13 protein-coding genes are annotated in these 16,355 nt (G+C 53.6%); 4 read left to right on the forward strand and 9 right to left on the reverse strand.

Annotation, left to right across the window (positions count from 1 at the left end; translation table 11 throughout):
- Positions 1-17 precede the first annotated feature (17 nt).
- Genes ENI00_RS17845 through sdhC form a run of 4 tightly spaced genes read right to left on the reverse strand, consistent with a single transcriptional unit; the run spans position 18 to position 3,228 of the window.
- Positions 18-722 (reverse strand): succinate dehydrogenase iron-sulfur subunit, encoded by a 705-nt coding sequence (locus ENI00_RS17845; RefSeq protein WP_304105421.1) that lies wholly within the window; start codon positions 720-722, stop codon positions 18-20.
- A 14-nt stretch (positions 723-736) separates the two neighbouring features.
- Positions 737-2,509, reverse strand: coding sequence for a succinate dehydrogenase flavoprotein subunit (gene sdhA, locus ENI00_RS17850; RefSeq protein WP_304105424.1), 1,773 nt, complete (start codon positions 2,507-2,509; stop codon positions 737-739).
- Positions 2,510-2,512: 3 nt separating this feature from the next.
- Complete coding sequence (gene sdhD / locus ENI00_RS17855) at positions 2,513-2,854, reverse strand: succinate dehydrogenase, hydrophobic membrane anchor protein (protein WP_414674283.1); 342 nt, start codon at positions 2,852-2,854, stop codon at positions 2,513-2,515.
- The gene (gene sdhC, locus ENI00_RS17860) at positions 2,851-3,228 is read right to left on the reverse strand and encodes a succinate dehydrogenase, cytochrome b556 subunit (protein ID WP_304105430.1); all 378 of its coding nucleotides are present in this window, start codon (positions 3,226-3,228) and stop codon (positions 2,851-2,853) included. The genes sdhD and sdhC overlap by 4 nt, the downstream gene beginning before the upstream one ends.
- Positions 3,229-3,699: 471 nt before the next feature.
- Here sdhC and gltA point away from each other — a divergent pair, with 471 nt between their 5' ends.
- Entirely contained in the window at positions 3,700-4,974 is a 1,275-nt protein-coding gene (gene gltA, locus ENI00_RS17865; protein ID WP_304105432.1) for a citrate synthase, read from the forward strand.
- Between the two features lie 136 nt (positions 4,975-5,110).
- Entirely contained in the window at positions 5,111-5,983 is an 873-nt protein-coding gene (locus ENI00_RS17870) for an NAD(P)-dependent oxidoreductase (RefSeq protein ID WP_304105435.1), read from the forward strand.
- An 82-nt stretch (positions 5,984-6,065) separates the two neighbouring features.
- Here ENI00_RS17870 and topA read toward each other — a convergent pair whose 3' ends face one another.
- The 3 genes from topA to fadB all read right to left on the reverse strand — a co-directional run bounded on the left by topA (position 6,066) and on the right by fadB (position 12,336).
- Positions 6,066-8,708 carry a type I DNA topoisomerase gene (gene topA / locus ENI00_RS17875; protein ID WP_304105437.1) on the reverse strand — a complete coding sequence of 881 codons (2,643 nt, stop codon included), beginning with the start codon at positions 8,706-8,708 and terminating at the stop codon, positions 6,066-6,068.
- Between the two features lie 271 nt (positions 8,709-8,979).
- Positions 8,980-10,155, reverse strand: a complete 1,176-nt coding sequence (fadA, locus tag ENI00_RS17880; RefSeq protein ID WP_304105440.1) for an acetyl-CoA C-acyltransferase FadA — start codon at positions 10,153-10,155, stop codon at positions 8,980-8,982.
- 33 nt (positions 10,156-10,188) lie between these two features.
- On the reverse strand, positions 10,189-12,336 hold the full coding sequence (fadB, locus tag ENI00_RS17885; protein ID WP_304105454.1) for a fatty acid oxidation complex subunit alpha FadB: 2,148 nt from the start codon (positions 12,334-12,336) through the stop codon (positions 10,189-10,191).
- 346 nt (positions 12,337-12,682) lie between these two features.
- Between fadB and ENI00_RS17890 the strand changes: the two genes are divergently transcribed.
- Together ENI00_RS17890 and ENI00_RS17895 are read left to right on the forward strand one after the other, a co-directional pair.
- Positions 12,683-13,498, forward strand: coding sequence for a hypothetical protein (locus tag ENI00_RS17890; RefSeq protein WP_304105443.1), 816 nt, complete (start codon positions 12,683-12,685; stop codon positions 13,496-13,498).
- A gap of 152 nt (positions 13,499-13,650) precedes the next feature.
- A complete protein-coding gene (locus ENI00_RS17895) occupies positions 13,651-14,082 on the forward strand; it encodes a universal stress protein (protein WP_304105446.1) in 432 nt (143 codons plus the stop codon).
- An 82-nt stretch (positions 14,083-14,164) separates the two neighbouring features.
- Here ENI00_RS17895 and ENI00_RS17900 read toward each other — a convergent pair whose 3' ends face one another.
- Positions 14,165-16,120, reverse strand: coding sequence for an ATP-binding cassette domain-containing protein (locus tag ENI00_RS17900; protein WP_304105448.1), 1,956 nt, complete (start codon positions 16,118-16,120; stop codon positions 14,165-14,167).
- 8 nt (positions 16,121-16,128) lie between these two features.
- Positions 16,129-16,355 (reverse strand): MOSC domain-containing protein (locus ENI00_RS17905; protein WP_304105451.1); only part of this gene is annotated, 227 nt, incomplete at its 5' end.

Here is a 16,355-nt window from a genome sequence, read left to right on the forward strand (position 1 = left end):
GGGTACAATTATGACGCTTAGGTTGCCCTGTGCAACAGAAGATTCCGGATATGGCCAATAGCCCTTGTGGGATTGAGGCCTTTCGGGCAAACGCTGACGCAGTTCATAATACCTCTGCAGCGGAACACGCTGAACGGATCGTCCAGATTATCGAGTCGCTCCGCTTGAGCCGTATCACGGCTGTCCGCGAGGAAACGATAAGCCTGCAACAGCCCTGCCGGACCAATAAACTTGTCCGGATTCCACCAGAACGACGGGCAAGCCGTTGAACAACACGCACAGAGAATGCACTCGTACAGGCCGTCCAGCTTTTCACGATCCTCCGGTGACTGCAATCGCTCGATAGCGGGAACCGGTTTGTCGTTCTTCAAAAACGGCATTACCTTTTCGTATTGCTTGTAGAACAGGCTCATATCAACGACCAGGTCACGGATAACCGGCAAGCCCGGTAGCGGACGCAAAACCAGTTTGTCGTTCTTGATGACCTGGGACATAGGTGTGATGCATGCCAAGCCGTTTTTGCCGTTCATGTTCATGCCATCGGAACCGCAAACACCTTCGCGGCAGGAACGGCGATAGGCCATTGACGGGTCTCGTTCTTTGATAAGATTGAGCACGTCAAGAACCATCAGATCCTTGCCTGCCGGAAGCTCAACATCCACATCCTGCATGTACGGGGCGTTGTCAGTTTCCGGGTTATAACGGTAAAGGCTTACCAACATAATGTGCGTCCCCCTTAGTAAGACCGAATTTTCGGTTGGAAGGTATCGACTGTTTTAGGCGAAAAGTTCACGTCGCGCTTTCCAATACGCTTATCAAGTGGAAAGTACAGAGAATGCTTCAACCAATTCTCATCATCACGTTCTGTGAAGTCATTACGGGCGTGCGCGCCGCGACTTTCTTTGCGCTCATTTGCAGAGATTGCCGTCGCCAGAGCCACTTCATAAAGGTTATCCAACTCCAGCGCCTCAATGCGCGCGGTGTTGAATGCACTGCTGGTATCTGCCAGCTTGGTGTTGCGAACACGCTCACCAATGGCTTCCAGCTTTGCCAGCCCTTCCTCCATGCTCTTGCCGTCACGGAAAACACCGAAGTAGAGTTGCATACAGTTCTGCAGATCCCGGCGAACGTCAGCAACACTCTCGCCTTCTGATGCATTATTCAAACGATCCAAACGCGCCATGGCACGTTTGATGTCTTCATCGGTTGCGTCATCTGTTTCGAAGCCGCCACGCAGTTGCTCTTCAATGTGCAAGCCTGCTGCACGACCGAAAACAACGAGGTCCAGCAAGGAGTTGCCACCCAACCGGTTTGCGCCATGAACAGAAACACACGCCGCTTCACCGCAAGCAAACAGGCCCGGAATCGGCTGATCTTTACCGTTCTCATCCTGAGTCAGCGCCTGGCCACCGACATTCGTCGGGATACCGCCCATCATATAATGGCAAGTTGGCACAACCGGAACCGGCTCTTTCACGGGATCCACGTGGGCGAAGGTGCGAGACAGCTCGCAGATGCCCGGCAAACGAAGATTCAACGTTTCTTCGCCAAGATGATCCAGCTTCAGCAACACGTGATCCTTGTCCGGGCCACAGCCGCGGCCTTCAAGAATCTCAATCACCATGGAGCGCGCCACAACGTCGCGCCCGGCCAGATCTTTGGCGTTCGGGGCATAACGCTCCATGAAGCGCTCACCGTCAGCGTTAATAAGGTAGCCACCCTCACCTCGACACCCTTCCGTTACGAGCGTGCCGGCACCGTAAATGCCCGTTGGGTGAAACTGCCACATTTCCATGTCCTGCATCGGGAAACCCGCACGCAGTGCCATGCCAATGCCGTCGCCGGTGTTGATCAGGGCGTTCGTTGTTGACGCATAAATACGACCGGCACCGCCGGTTGCCAGGACAGCCGCTGTAGACTTGATATAAGCGACTTCTCCGGTTTCAATCTCGATGGCCACAACGCCAACGACTTCGTTTTTACTGTTTTTTACCAGGTCAACGGCATACCACTCATTCAGGAACGTTGTGCCGCCTTTGAGGTTCGCCTGGTACAGCGTGTGCAGCAGTGCGTGACCCGTGCGGTCAGCAGCGGCACAGGTACGCGCGGCCTGAGTAGAATCGTTCGGACCCTTGGACTGGCCACCAAACGGGCGCTGATAGATTCGACCCTGCTCGGTGCGTGAGAACGGCAAGCCCATGTGTTCCAGCTCGTAGACGGCCTGGGGCCCTACAGAGCACATGTACTCAACAGCGTCTTGGTCGGCGATGTAATCAGACCCCTTAACGGTGTCATACATGTGCCAACGCCAATCATCATTGGGGTCCGCGCTTGCAATCGCACAGGTAATACCACCCTGGGCGGATACGGTGTGCGAACGCGTTGGAAAAACCTTGGTAATACACGCTGTATTGACGCCCGACTCAGTCAACTGAAGGGCGGCTCGCATACCGGCACCACCGCCACCGATAACAATAGCGTCGTACGACATGGTCTTGATATTAGACATCAATTAAAGCCCCCAAATAATCTGAATACCCCAAACCACATAGATGAAAATCACAAGAATGCACGCCGCCTGAAAAAGAAAACGTGGCATAGCGGATTTAATGTAGTCCGTAGAAACTGTCCAAAGCCCGACCCAAGCGTGAGCGCCAATCGAAAGCAGCGCGAGCAGCGTAAAGATCTTGAACCAAGCCTGACCGAACAGAGCCGACCATACCTGGTAGTCAACGTCGGTCGTCAAGAAAAACCCGAGCATGAACAGCGTATAGAAGGCTAATACGTAGGCAGAGACTCTCTGGATGATCCAGTCTTGAACGCCATTCCGGCCAATGTTGGTCACACTATTCATGCCCATATCCAGACTCCTGCAAGAACAATGAGGACGACGGAAACCGCAATTGTGATTTTGGCGGCCACGCGCCCGCTTTCGAGCTCTTCAGCGACACCCATATCCATGAGCAGATGCTTGATACCTGCAACCAGATGATAAAGCAGGGCCGACATGATGCCCCAGATGATCAGCTTGGCGAAGAAGCTGTTCAGCAATTCACTAACCTGACTGAAGCCTTCTTCCCCGGAGAGGGAAAGCTGAAGTCCGTAGAGCATGAAAGCAACACCAACAAAAATGATGATGCCGCTGACGCGGTGCAATATGGACGTAATGGCTGGCAGTGGAAAATGAAACTTGCCGAGATCGAGATTTACTGGTCGTTTACTGTTCACAGCGCTCTCACACTCTCTTGATTCCGCAGAACCGGCGAACCGGGAACGGATGGTGGTATGTTAGATCGGAAGCTCGGTACGACACCGATAACCGATTGGTTCAGGAGGGTGGACATCGACAAGGTAGCTTGCTACAAACAAGCCCGATGACGTTGAACCCCTGATTCTGGGCTATGGATTATAAGGAGGCGCCCGTATAATTACAAACGCCGAACCGATGCAGTGCCGGCGACAAGACGGCAACGAGGCTAGCTACAGGGCCTTTTGACCGTTCTTTTTCACACTCGGAACCGCATCATTCGTGATATCCCTGATTTACAACACGCCACGGATCATAAGGTTTCCCTACTCTTTGATTGACAAAAAAAGCCAACGCCCTATATTTTGCGGCCAGTTTTGCGATAATACGCGCCTTCTTGCGCAACTATAAAGGCAGCCCATGCTGCCAAAGCTGATAAACAGGAGAGCACTATGACCGACAGGAAAGCCACGCTCTCGGTGGGGGACAAGTCCATTGAGCTACCGGTTTATTCCGGCACCGTTGGCCCTGACGTCATCGACGTACGAGGCCTAGTAAAGCAAGGTATTTTCACTTACGACCCGGGGTTTGTCTCAACAGCAGCCTGCGAGTCAGCTATTACGTACATTGATGGTGAAAATGGGGTTCTCCTGCACAGGGGCTATCCAATCGAGCAACTCGCTGAGCACTCGGACTATCTGGAAGTCTGCTATCTGCTGCTAAAGGGCGAATTGCCTACAGACGCGGAAAATACGCTGTTCCACGACACCATTAAAAACCACACCATGCTGCACGACCAGATGCGCAATTTTTTCCAGGGCTTCCGCCGGGACGCGCATCCCATGGCCATCATGTGCGGTGTCGTTGGTGCGCTTTCGGCGTTTTATCACGACCAAATGGACGTTACCAACGAGCATCAGCGCGACATCACTGCTCATCGCCTGATTGCCAAAATGCCCACCATCGCGGCCTGGTGTTACAAATACAGTATTGGTCAGCCGTTCATATACCCAAGGAACAACCTCTCGTACTCCGAGAACTTTCTGCAGATGATGTTTGGCGTTCCCTGCGAAGAGTTCAAGCCAAATCCTATCCTGGCCAAAGCCATGGACAAGATTTTCATCCTGCACGCTGATCATGAGCAGAACGCGTCCACCTCTACCGTTCGGCTCGCCGGCTCTACCGGCGCTAACCCCTATGCCTGCATCGCATCAGGTATAGCAGCCCTGTGGGGACCAGCCCATGGCGGAGCCAACGAAGCGGTTCTGGACATGCTTGCCGAGATCGGTGACGAATCCAACATCGACAAGTTCATCGCCAAAGCGAAAGACAAAGATGATCCGTTCCGCCTGATGGGTTTTGGTCACCGGGTATATAAAAACTTCGACCCGCGCGCCAAAGTTATGGCTGAGACCGCGCACGAAGTTTTGAGTGAGCTTGGGCTGGAAGACGACCCGCTGCTCAAAATCGCCCAGCGACTTGAGCAGATCGCCCTGGAAGACGAGTACTTCGTCGAGCGCAAACTCTACCCGAACGTGGATTTCTATTCCGGCCTCATTCTCAAGGCCATCGGTATTCCGACATCCATGTTTACGGTGGTTTTCGCCATGTCCCGGACCATTGGCTGGTTCGCGCACTGGAACGAAATGGTCAGCGGCGATTACCGTATCGGCCGCCCACGCCAGCTTTATACCGGCTCGCCGGCACGGGATTATCCGAAAGAGTAAATCCTGCTTGTCCGAACACCAGAAGGCCGCTAATTTAGCGGCCTTTTTTTGGCGTGCTGAACGGATATACTCTTTTCTCCAGCAACCTGTGAACTCTGTGCTAAGTTAAGTTGCAGAACTCTAACAGGAGAAAATAATGACGACCGCAACCTTTATCGGCCTTGGCGTTATGGGGTATCCCATGGCCGGTCACCTCGCCAATGCAGGCCTTACCGTTCGCGTTTGGAATCGTTCCGAAGAAAAGGCTCTGCAATGGGCAAAAGAGTACTCCGGAACCGCATGCCAAACCCTTTCAGAAGCCGTAAGCGGCGCAGACTTCATATTTACCTGCGTCGGTGCCGACAAGGATCTTATTGCGGTTTATGAAGGCGACGATGGCATTCTGGCAAACGCACCGCAAGGCGCGATTCTGGTGGATCACACCACCGCGTCCGCAGGCGTTGCCGAGAGACTGGCCGAGGCTTCACGCAAGGTCAGTATGGGCTTTATCGACGCGCCTGTATCAGGGGGCCAACAAGGCGCCCAGAACGGCCAGCTCACGATCATGTGCGGTGGCACTGATTCAGACTACGCCAAAGCCCAACCGCTCATGCAGCACTATGCCAAAGCCCTGAACCTGATGGGCCCGGCGGGCAGCGGCCAGAAAACCAAAATGGTCAATCAGATCGCTATCGCGGGCCTCGTTCAAGGCCTCTCCGAAGCGTTGCATTTCGCCGAGCAGGCGAACCTTGATGTCAGCAAAGTTGTGGACGTCATTTCGAAAGGCGCCGCTCAGTCCTGGCAGATGGAAAATCGGTCAGCAACCATGATTGACGGCAAGTTCGACCACGGGTTTGCAGTTGACTGGATGCGCAAAGATCTCGGTATCTGCCTGGACGAAGCTCGTAAAATCAACGCCTCGTTACCGGTCACAGCCTTGGTCGATCAATTCTACGGGGACGTTCAGGAGATGGGCGGAAAACGTTGGGATACGTCGTCACTGATCCAGAGATTGCGGAAGTTCAGATAGAGCACCGAGCGCCCAAATAAACAAAAAGAGGCCGGGAGAATTTTCCCGGCCTCTTTTTGTTTGCGACATCACTCCGTTCGGATTACTTCTTTTCCCGAGGCTGCCATTTGCCATCGACATACCACGCAGACCAGCCCGTTGCCTTGCCGTCTTTCTCCGACATCACATACTGTTCTTTGGTCTTGCGGCTGTAACGGATAACCGCAGGGTTACCGGAGGGATCGCGTTCCGGAGCCTCCATCAGATAGTTGTGCTTCGGATCAATTTCCTTCCGGTGCGGCTTGATCTCCATCACCAGAGGGGGCCGGGTTTCACGATTTTTCGGAAATTTGCTGGCCGCCAGAAACATTCCGGATGCACCGTCGCGCAGCACATAGGTGTCGTCCACCTTCTGGCACTGCAGTTCGGGCATGGGCACCGGGTCCATCTTGGGCGGCGCCGGCTCACCGCTCTTCAGGAGTTTGCGCGTGTTCTTGCAGGTATCACTCATACACCCGAAATACTTGCCAAAGCGCCCTGTTTTAAGCTGCATCTCAGAGCCGCATTTATCGCATTCCAGAGTCGGCCCGTCGTAGCCTTTGATACGGAACGTACCCTCTTCTACTTCGTAACCGGAACAGTCAGGATTGTTACCACAAACGTGCAGCTTGTGAGCTTCATCCACGAGGTAGCTGTCCATGGCGGTAGAACATTTCGGGCAGCGCCGCTTCTTGCGCAACAACCGGGTTTCGCCCTCACCTTCAACGTCATCGTCGGCGCTGACAACCTCATCGCCTGATACCAGATTAATGGTGGTTTTACAGCGTTCTTTCGGCGGCAGCGAATAGCCCGAACACCCAAGGAAAACGCCGGTACTGGCCACGCGGATCTGCATATTCCGACTGCAGGTCGGGCATGGGATTGTGGTTTCTGTGGGATCGTTCGGGCGCATACCGCCTTCGTCGTCCGCCGCTTCGGCAGACTCCAACTGTTGACGGAAATGCGCGTAAAAATCGTTAAGAACCTTTTTCCACTCCACATCGCCTTCGGCAATGTGATCCAGGTCGCCTTCCATCTTTGCGGTAAAGTCAAAATCCATCAGATTGGAAAACGACTCGCACAGCCTGTCGGTGACGATTTCGCCCATTTTTTCAGCGTAGAAACGACGGTTCTGCAGGCGCACATACCCTCGATCCTGAATGGTCGAGATGATTGACGCGTACGTCGATGGGCGGCCGATACCCTGCTTTTCAAGCTCTTTTACCAGGCTGGCTTCCGTGTATCGCGGTGCTGGCTTGGTAAAGTGCTGGGTGGGATCAAGTTTTTCGAGGCTAAGCACCTCACCCACTTTAATATCTGGCAGGGCAATGTCTTCTTCTTTTTTCGCCGACTGAGGTGCCACTTTAAGGAAGCCATCAAACTTGATGATCCGACCCCGTGTGCGCAGTTCGTAATCGCCGTTGGCAACCGCAATCGACGTGCTGAGGAATTCCGCGTCTGACATCTGGCACGCCACAAACTGGCGCCAGATCAAGTCATAAAGCTTTTCGGCGTCCTTTTCCAGGCCGCTGATAGCCGTTGCCTGACGGGTCGCTTCCGTCGGGCGAATGGCTTCGTGAGCCTCTTGGGCGCCCTCTTTACTGCCATAAAGCTTTGGCTCCTCTGGCAGATAACGCTCACCGAACTGCTCCTGAATGTAATCACGGCAACCACTGACGGCATCCTGACTCAGGTTTGTCGAATCCGTACGCATGTAGGTAATGTACCCGGCCTCATAAAGGCGCTGGGCCAGCATCATTGTTTTCTTGACACTGAAGCCCATGCGGTTGCTCGCCGCCTGCTGCAGCGTTGATGTAATAAACGGCGGCCCCGAACGAGACCTGGTTGGCTTGTCTTCCCGCTTGGATACCTCAAAGCTACCTGACTCAAGGCGCTTGACGTGCTCAACGCTCTGCTGCTCGTTAACCGGGCGATAAGGCTTGTCGTTGTAGCGGGTAACCTCAAACCGCACCGGTTGCGCACTGGCTTTGGCACCCAGCCCGGCAAACAACTGCCAGTATTCTTCCGGCACAAAAATCCGGATTTCCCGCTCTCGCTCTGCAATTAACCGCACAGCAACCGACTGAACACGACCGGCAGAAAGCCCGCGAGCGAGCTTGGCCCACAGCAAGGGCGACACCATGTAGCCCACAACCCGGTCGAGAAAACGTCGGGCCTGTTGAGCGTTTACTCGATTGGTATCGAGGCTTCCGGGGTCTTTGAACGCTTCTTGAATGGCGCGCTTGGTAATTTCGTTGAACACCACGCGGCGATACTTTTCAGGCTCACCGCCAATGGTCTGTTGCAGGTGCCATGCAATGGCCTCCCCCTCGCGGTCAAGATCCGTCGCGAGGTAGATATGGTCGGCATTCTTGGCCAGTCGCTTGAGCTCACTGACCACTTTTTCCTTGCCAGGAAGAATCTCGTAACGAGCACTCCAGTCCTGATCGGGATCAACACCCATGCGGGCGACCAGTTGTTCCCGGGCCTTGCGCTTTTTATGGGCAATCTTGTCTTCGGGGCTGAGTTTACGCGTGATCGCCGCCTGCCTGGCACGCTCTTTCGGGTCAGATTGGGATCCGTTGCCACTGACGGGAAGATCACGAATATGCCCGACGCTTGACTTCACGATGAAGTCAGAGCCCAGGTACTTATTGATGGTCTTCGCTTTCGCTGGTGACTCGACAATTACGAGACTTTTACCCATATCGGAGATCTGTATCCTTGGCGATAAATCGGTCGGTAAACAAGCAGACCGTAAACTCGCTGTAAAATCAATCGGCTGGAAAAACTATAGGAGCCGCCATTGTGTATAGGCTCACTGTTTTACAGGGTCAGGAATAGCAAGACAACCCATTCTTTGTTTCAGTCATGCTTTTTTGAACGCTCAGGAAACGCCTTGAGGGCGACCTGAAAGCAGGAAGGCCCGGCGCGCGGCCGGGCCTTCCATGAAAGCGTTACCGTGTTCGTCTAGCGAATCACAGGCGCTCCCATACCGTTGTAATGCCTTGGCCGAGGCCGATACACATGGTGGAAACACCAAGCTTACCGCCTTTATTCAGCATGACATTCAGCAAGGTTGTGGAGATACGGGCACCAGAACAACCCAGCGGATGGCCAAGAGCAATCGCGCCGCCGTTCAGGTTAACCTTTTCTTCCATAACACCCAGCAGCTTCAGGTCTTTCAGAACCGGCAAAGACTGGCCTGCGAACGCTTCGTTCAGTTCCCAAAAGTCGATGTCTTCTACTTTAAGGCCTGCACGCTTCAGCGCTTTTTTGGTGGCCGGCACCGGGCCGTAACCCATGATCGCGGGATCACAGCCGGCTACCGCCATACTGCGAATTTTCGCAATTGGCTTCAGCCCGAGCGCTTCCGCTCGCTCTGCCGACATCAAAACCATCGCAGCGGCTCCGTCTGTCAGCTGGGAAGACGTACCTGCGGTGACGGTTCCATTCTTGGGGTCAAAAGCCGGCTTGAGCTGGCCCAACGACTCCACGGTGGTATCCGGGCGAATGGTTTCGTCATGCTCGATCAGCATTTTGAAGCCATTTTCGTCGTGGCCTTCAATCGGCACGATTTCGTTCTTGAAACGGCCTTCCAGCGTTGCTTCCTGGGCCAGACGATGTGAACGCGCGCCGAACTCATCCTGCTGCTCACGGGTAATGCCGTGCATCTTCGCCAACATTTCGGCCGTCAGGCCCATCATGTTAGACGCTTTAGCCGTGTACTTGGACGCGGCGGGATTGTGATCGAAGCCTTCCGTCATGGGAACGTGCCCCATGTGCTCCACACCACCCACCATGAACATGTCGCCGTTGCCGGTCATGATCGCCTGGGCTGCGGTGTGAATGGCGCTCATCGCAGAGCCACACAGACGGTTGACTGTCTGCGCTGCCGACTCATGGGGAATACGGGTCAGCAGGGAAATCTGCCGGGCTACGTTAAAGCCCTGCTCTTTGGTCTGGTTTACACAACCCCAGATCACATCTTCCACTTCTTTCGGGTCGAGCTTCGGGTTGCGCTCGAACAATGCTTCGATCAGCGCTGCCGACAGGGTCTCCGCACGTACATTACGGAAACAACCATTTTTGGCACGACCCATCGGAGTCCGCACGCAATCGATGACGACAACGTCTCTCGGATTAAGGCTCATAGATCTTTCTCCGTTCGGAAATCTCGTTCAGGGTTAGCCAAAGAACTTTTCGCCCTTCTTGGCCATTTCACGCAGCTTCTTGGTCGGATGATACAAAGGACCAAGGTCTGCAAACTTGTCTGCTAGCTCGACGAATTTGTCGACACCCATATCGTCGATATAACGCAGGGCACCACCACGGAACGGCGGGAAACCGATACCGAAGATCAGGCCCATGTCAGCATCTGCCGGGCCTTCAACAATGCCGTCTTCCAGGCAGCGAACGGTTTCCAGACACAGAGGGAGCATCATACGAGCAATGATATCCTCATCACTGAAATCGTTCTTACCCTGAACAACCGGTTCAATCAGCTTGTAGGTTTCTTCATCGACAACCTTCTTCTGCTTGCCCTTGCGGTCCAGCTCATATTTATAGAAGCCTTTATCGTTCTTCTGACCGTAGCGGTCGTTCTCGAACATCACTTCAACGGCGGACTTGTAATCTGCCTTCATGCGCTCAGGGAAGCCTTCCGCCATTACTTCGTTGGCGTGTTTGGCAGTATCCATGCCAACCACGTCAAGCAGGTAGGCAGGGCCCATCGGCCAACCAAACTTTTCCATCACCTTGTCGACTTTCTGGAAGTCGGCACCGTCACGAATCAAACCTGAAAAACCACCGAAATACGGGAACAGAACGCGGTTTACCAGGAAACCCGGGCAATCGTTTACAACGATCGGGGTCTTGCCCATGGCCTTTGCATAAGCAACGGTTGTGGCAACAGCACGATCGCTGGTCTTCTTGCCACGGATAACTTCAACCAGCGGCATCATGGGCACCGGGTTGAAAAAGTGCATGCCGCAGAAGTTTTCCGGGCGTTTGAGATTCTTGGCCAGAAGGTCGATTGAAATAGTCGATGTGTTAGACGTCAGGATGGCGTCATCACGAGTCATCTCTTCAACTTCGCGCAGAACCGCATCTTTTACTTTGGGATTCTCAACAACAGCTTCAACAACCAGGTCTACGTCCTTGAAATCACCGTAGTTCAGGGTTGGTGTAATGCTGTTAAGAACATCAGCCATCTGCCCTGCATCCATGCGACCTTTATCAACCCGCCTGGTCAGCTGCTTCTTGGCTTCTTTAAGACCCAGAGCAATGCCGTCCTGGTTGATGTCCTTCATGATGATTGGCGTGCCTTTCAGTGCTGACTGATAAGCAATACCACCACCCATGATTCCGGCACCGAGTACGGCGGCCAGTTTCACTTCAGAGGCTTCTTTTTCCCACGCTTTGGCTTTCTTCTTCAATTCCTGATCGTTCAGGAACAAACCAACAAGACAGGCAGCCACATTGGTCTTTGCCATTTTGGCAAAACCTTTGGCTTCTACTTCAATGGCCTTGTCGCGGGTCAATCCAGCGTGCTTCTGCATCACCTTGATGGCTTCGACCGGTGCCGGGTAGTTTTTACCCGCTTTGGCACCGACAAAGGCCTTTGAGATTTCGAAGGCCATCATGCTTTCCATGGCATTCAGCTTGATCTTGCCTTTCTTTTCTTCGCGGCGCGCTTCGTAATCAAGCTTGCCTTCGTTGCACTGGTTGATGATCGCCACGGCGGCTTCAACCAGTTTTTCCGGCTCAACCACAGCGTCAACTGCGCCTGTTTTCAAGGCAACATCGGCGCGATTTTCTGAGCCACCGCAAATCCATTCAACGGCATTATCAACGCCCACCAGGCGAGACAGGCGAACCGTTCCGCCAAAGCCCGGGAAAATACCGAGCTTGACTTCCGGAAGACCCACTTTTGCCTTGGGCGCCATAACCCGGTAGTCCGTCGCCAGACACATCTCAAAACCGCCGCCCAGAGCAATACCGTTAATAGCGGTTACCGTCGGGAACGGAAGGTCTTCTACCGCACTGAAAATGGCATTGGCTTTAAGGTTGTTGGCTATGAGATCTTCTTCGGAACCGGCAAACAGCTCGGTAAACTCTGTAATGTCGGCGCCTACAATGAAGCTGTCTTTGGAACTGGTTATTACCAGGCCCTTGAGGTTTTTCTGCGCTTTAAGCGCATCAGTCGCGGCGTGGAGCTCTTCAATAGTAAGACGGTTGAACTTGTTTACCGACTCGCCCTGCAAGTCGAAGTCCAACTGAGCGATCCCGCCTTCGATCTCTTTAACCGTGATGGCTTTACCTTCGTAAATCATCAACTGATCTCCAGTCTGTGTTTGGAACTGCTTCCAATTCCGGCTTGGCTCATTCGCGAACCGCCAGAGTTGCTTGTGCAGCGAGATTTCGGTCACTGCCCGATTAATCGACTCAAAAATTCATACAGTCGTTTGAATCATTGGGGCATCACGATGGGAAAAAACAGCACGTTTGTCAATTTTTTTCTTTCTCCTCAGGCACAAATCACCCTATATTTCTGTACAACTGCCTCTGCCACAGCCGTGCACAAGACGAACAAAACTGCTTGATCGGCCAGACAAGTTACTTTACCTTCGCTCTACGACTTTGGTACACAATAATAAATGCATTACGGAGAAACATCCGATGAATCCTACCCGTCTGCGGACGCGCTCCCTGGTTGCTGCACTCTTTTTGTTACTACTAACATCCCTGGGCGCCCGCGCCCAAAACGCTGATGATTTTCTGGCTCAGTTACACACATTTCGAGTCAGCAATTACGTGTCGCTGGATGCTTACTACCGATTCATTGGAAGCGGCACCAAGAGCAACTTGAATGAGATCCTGGCAGGTATCAATACGGCGAACGACTCGATGAATCTTCTGGCAGAAAGCACCAGCGGTGTTTTAACAGCAGAGCAGATTAAAGCACTGCTCGACAAATTCGACCGGTTCAAAGGCTTGATGCGTGACAACATTAACGACGTGCGTGAGACCGGCTACCCGGATTTACGCATGGTTTCCGACATGGCCAATCAAGCACTGGCGATGAATGACATGGCCACTGAGTTTTACCAGATTGCCCAGAAAAACTCCGAGATAAAAACCGGTCCACGGGTTGAAGCAGCGCGATCTGGCGCCGTGAAAATCGCCCAGATGATGGCGAAATACTCGGTTCGAACCAACTCATCCGTCGCCCAGACGTTTCAGGGTTCATCCAGTGAAACGCCCCTTGACGAGCAAGCAAAAGAGTTTGAACAGCTTCTGGAGACCGTGGCGAAGGGCGACAGTGACGGTGAACTAAAAACACTGTTGAGTGACCTCACTTCAAATTGGCAGTTTATCCGCGGCTCTTATATCAATTACAACGAAAACAACGTGGGGTTTGTCATAGACAGGTACTCGAAGCGGATTCTCAAAAGCCTGACCACGGCGATTGACCTGCTTCAACAAAGTGCCTGATAGCACGCCCTCCTTTCTTCAATTGGACTGGCGTACTATGCTGTAAGCATGGCCAAACGCTATCTCAGCGAGCCTGAGCATTGTTGGCATATCGCTGCAACATTGCTGGAAGAACGGGAATAGAAAGAACTGGAGTTGAAAAGGAGCCAGGTATGTCTGCATATAAAAAAATGCTCGTTGCCATAGATCTGACCGAAGAAGCGCCACAGGTTCTGGAGAAAGCCAAAGCCATGAGCGAGGCCCATGGCGCAAACCTGGTTCTGGTACACGTTGTAGAGCCGGTTGGGTACGCCTACGGCGGTGACATCCCCATGGACCTCACTGAACTTCAGGATCAGCTCGACAAAGCTGCTCGGGAACAACTTGTGGCCTATGGACATAAATATGGCGTTGATACCGCCAATCAAATCGTCACGGTAGGCCGCCCGGAGTCTGAAATTCACCGCCTTGTGAAAGAGCAGGAAGCGGATTTGGTGATCGTAGGAAGCCACGGCAGAAAAGGCTTTCAGCTTCTTCTGGGCTCGACTGCAAACGGCGTTTTGCACGGAACCGAGTGCGATGTTCTGGCAATCAGGATTCGCTGATACCGTCGGTGGGGATGGGTGGCAGGAACAACGGCCCGGAGTAAATCTTCCTCCGGGCTAACGTGTTACGCAGCAGGCTTGGCTAAGCCTGTCCCTCAAGCTCCATCCAACGCTCGATGGTTTTTTCAAGGCGCGCTTCCTTTTGCTCCAGCTCCTCCAGCGTTGCGGAAACGTCCTCGGGTGAACCGGCATAGAAATCCGACGCCGAGATACGCCCTCGAATGCTGGCAACGGCCTGTTCCAACGCTTCGATTTGCCCTGGCAACTGATCAAGCTCAAGTTTGAGCTTGTAACTCATTTTGGCCGGTTTGATCGCGGGTTCGCTTTGCGGTGCGGGCCGACTCTGCCCCTTCACCGGGGATTTACTCTGCTTTTTTCCACTCCCTTGCTTGCCCGTTCTCGTTGCCTTGTCGTGCCTGTCGGGGCGCGCGCCGCTTGCCTCAGACGGAAAACAACCACCCTGTCGGCGCCAATCGCTGTAACCACCCACGTATTCACGCACTTTACCTGACCCATCCAGAAAGACGGTTTCAGTGACCACGTTGTCCAGGAACTCCCGGTCGTGACTTATAACGATAACGGTGCCCGCAAATTCCGCGAGTTGTTCCTCCAGCAATTCCAGTGTTTCCACATCCAGGTCGTTGGTCGGCTCATCGAGCACCAGAATGTTCGCAGGCTTGCTGAACAGTTTGGCCAGCAAAAGCCGGGCCCGCTCGCCGCCGGAAAACACTCTGACCGGAGACCTTGCTCGCTCGGGCGTAAAAAGAAACTCCTGCAAGTATCCGAGCACGTGTTTGCTCTGACCGTTAATCTCGATGAATTCCCGCCCTTCAGACAGGTTATCGAGGGCATTAAGACTCAGGTCCAGCTCGCCGCGAAGCTGATCAAAATAGGCAACTTTGAGATTGGTTCCCAGGCGAATGGTTCCGTCTGTAGGTTTCAGATCCCCAAGTAGCAAACGCACCAGCGTTGTTTTTCCCGTTCCGTTTTCGCCCACAAGACCGATTTTGTCGCCACGGAACACGGTAAGATTCATGTCCCCGATAATCGGTGTTCCGTCGGGATACGCAAATCCCGATTCGACCGCCTCAACCACCAACTTGCCCGAACGGGCGGCATCCTCCACCGCAAAACTTGCCGTTCCACTGCGAACCCGACGTTGCCGATGCTCCTCTCGCATGGCCCTGAGCGCTCTTACCCTGCCCATGTTGCGGGTACGACGGGCCTTGATGCCTTGGCGAATCCAGGTCTCTTCCTGCTTCAGGCGCTTGTCGAAAAGCGCGTTTTCCCGCTCCTCTTCCTCGAGCGCCTTTTCCTTGAGTGCCAGATATTGATCATAAGAGGCTGCAAAGCTGATCAGCTTGCCACGATCGAGTTCTACAACGCGGGTCGCCATGCGCCTGATAAACGCCCGGTCGTGGCTCACGAAGAGTATGGCACCACGAAAAGCCCCCAACGCATCTTCAAGCCAGGCGATTGCGGGAACATCAAGGTGGTTCGTTGGCTCGTCCAGTAGCAGAATGTCTGGCTCTCCCACCAGAGCCCTGGCTAACAAGACCCTGCGCTGCCAACCGCCAGAAAGCGTGTTGAGCCGTTGATCCGGGTCTATACCATACTGCGCCAGAACCGCGGTCACCTTCTGGTCAAGTCGCCATCCATCAAGGGCTTCAATACGCTCTTGAACTTTCATCAAGCGGTCAAGGCTGGCTTCATCTGCCTGCTGCGCCAATGTATGAAATTCGGATAACAACTGCCCGGTTTCAGGAAACGCGCCGGATACTACTTCGTAAGCCGTTCTGGAATCGTCTGACGGCAGGTTCTGCGGAAGTTCTGCCAACACCGCACCGTCCTCAAGACGCACGGTGCCGCCGTCTGGCACAACCTCTGCGCTGACGATTTTTAGCAGGGTTGATTTGCCCTCACCGTTCCTTCCCAACAAACATACCCGTTCTCCGGCATCAATATTAAGGGACGCCTGATCCAGCAGCGGGTGCATCCCGAAGGCCAGGGAAATCGAGTCCAGCGTTAACAATGGCACGTTGTGTTCTACTCCGATTCAATAACAGTGACGACATCATTCACCCGGATAACGCCAGGTGATTCGTGGATTGCATTTTGGCCGAAAATGACACCGTCTGCGGTTCTGCGGTAACCAGAAAGTGTTCTCAGGGGTTGCAGGCCGGGGTCTTTCACGCCGGTGTCCGGATCGACGGTTGTCAAAACACAGCGGGAACTGGGCTTTACAATATCAAACGATTGCGCTCCTACCGTGA

It is taken from the genome of Marinobacter antarcticus (genome assembly GCF_011049865.1).
GTDB lineage: Bacteria > Pseudomonadota > Gammaproteobacteria > Pseudomonadales > Oleiphilaceae > Marinobacter > Marinobacter antarcticus_A.

Bases quoted from the DNA above. Each gene is read 5' to 3' on its own strand.
- ENI00_RS17845 (WP_304105421.1), bottom strand. From the start codon at position 722: ATGTTGGTAAGCCTTTACCGTTATAACCCGGAAACTGACAACGCCCCG.
- sdhA (WP_304105424.1), bottom strand. From the start codon at position 2,509: ATGTCTAATATCAAGACCATGTCGTACGACGCTATTGTTATCGGTGGC.
- sdhD (WP_414674283.1), bottom strand. From the start codon at position 2,854: ATGAATAGTGTGACCAACATTGGCCGGAATGGCGTTCAAGACTGGATC.
- gltA (WP_304105432.1), top strand. From the start codon at position 3,700: ATGACCGACAGGAAAGCCACGCTCTCGGTGGGGGACAAGTCCATTGAG.
- ENI00_RS17870 (WP_304105435.1), top strand. From the start codon at position 5,111: ATGACGACCGCAACCTTTATCGGCCTTGGCGTTATGGGGTATCCCATG.
- topA (WP_304105437.1), bottom strand. From the start codon at position 8,708: ATGGGTAAAAGTCTCGTAATTGTCGAGTCACCAGCGAAAGCGAAGACC.
- fadA (WP_304105440.1), bottom strand. From the start codon at position 10,155: ATGAGCCTTAATCCGAGAGACGTTGTCGTCATCGATTGCGTGCGGACT.
- fadB (WP_304105454.1), bottom strand. From the start codon at position 12,336: ATGATTTACGAAGGTAAAGCCATCACGGTTAAAGAGATCGAAGGCGGG.
- ENI00_RS17890 (WP_304105443.1), top strand. From the start codon at position 12,683: ATGAATCCTACCCGTCTGCGGACGCGCTCCCTGGTTGCTGCACTCTTT.
- ENI00_RS17895 (WP_304105446.1), top strand. From the start codon at position 13,651: ATGTCTGCATATAAAAAAATGCTCGTTGCCATAGATCTGACCGAAGAA.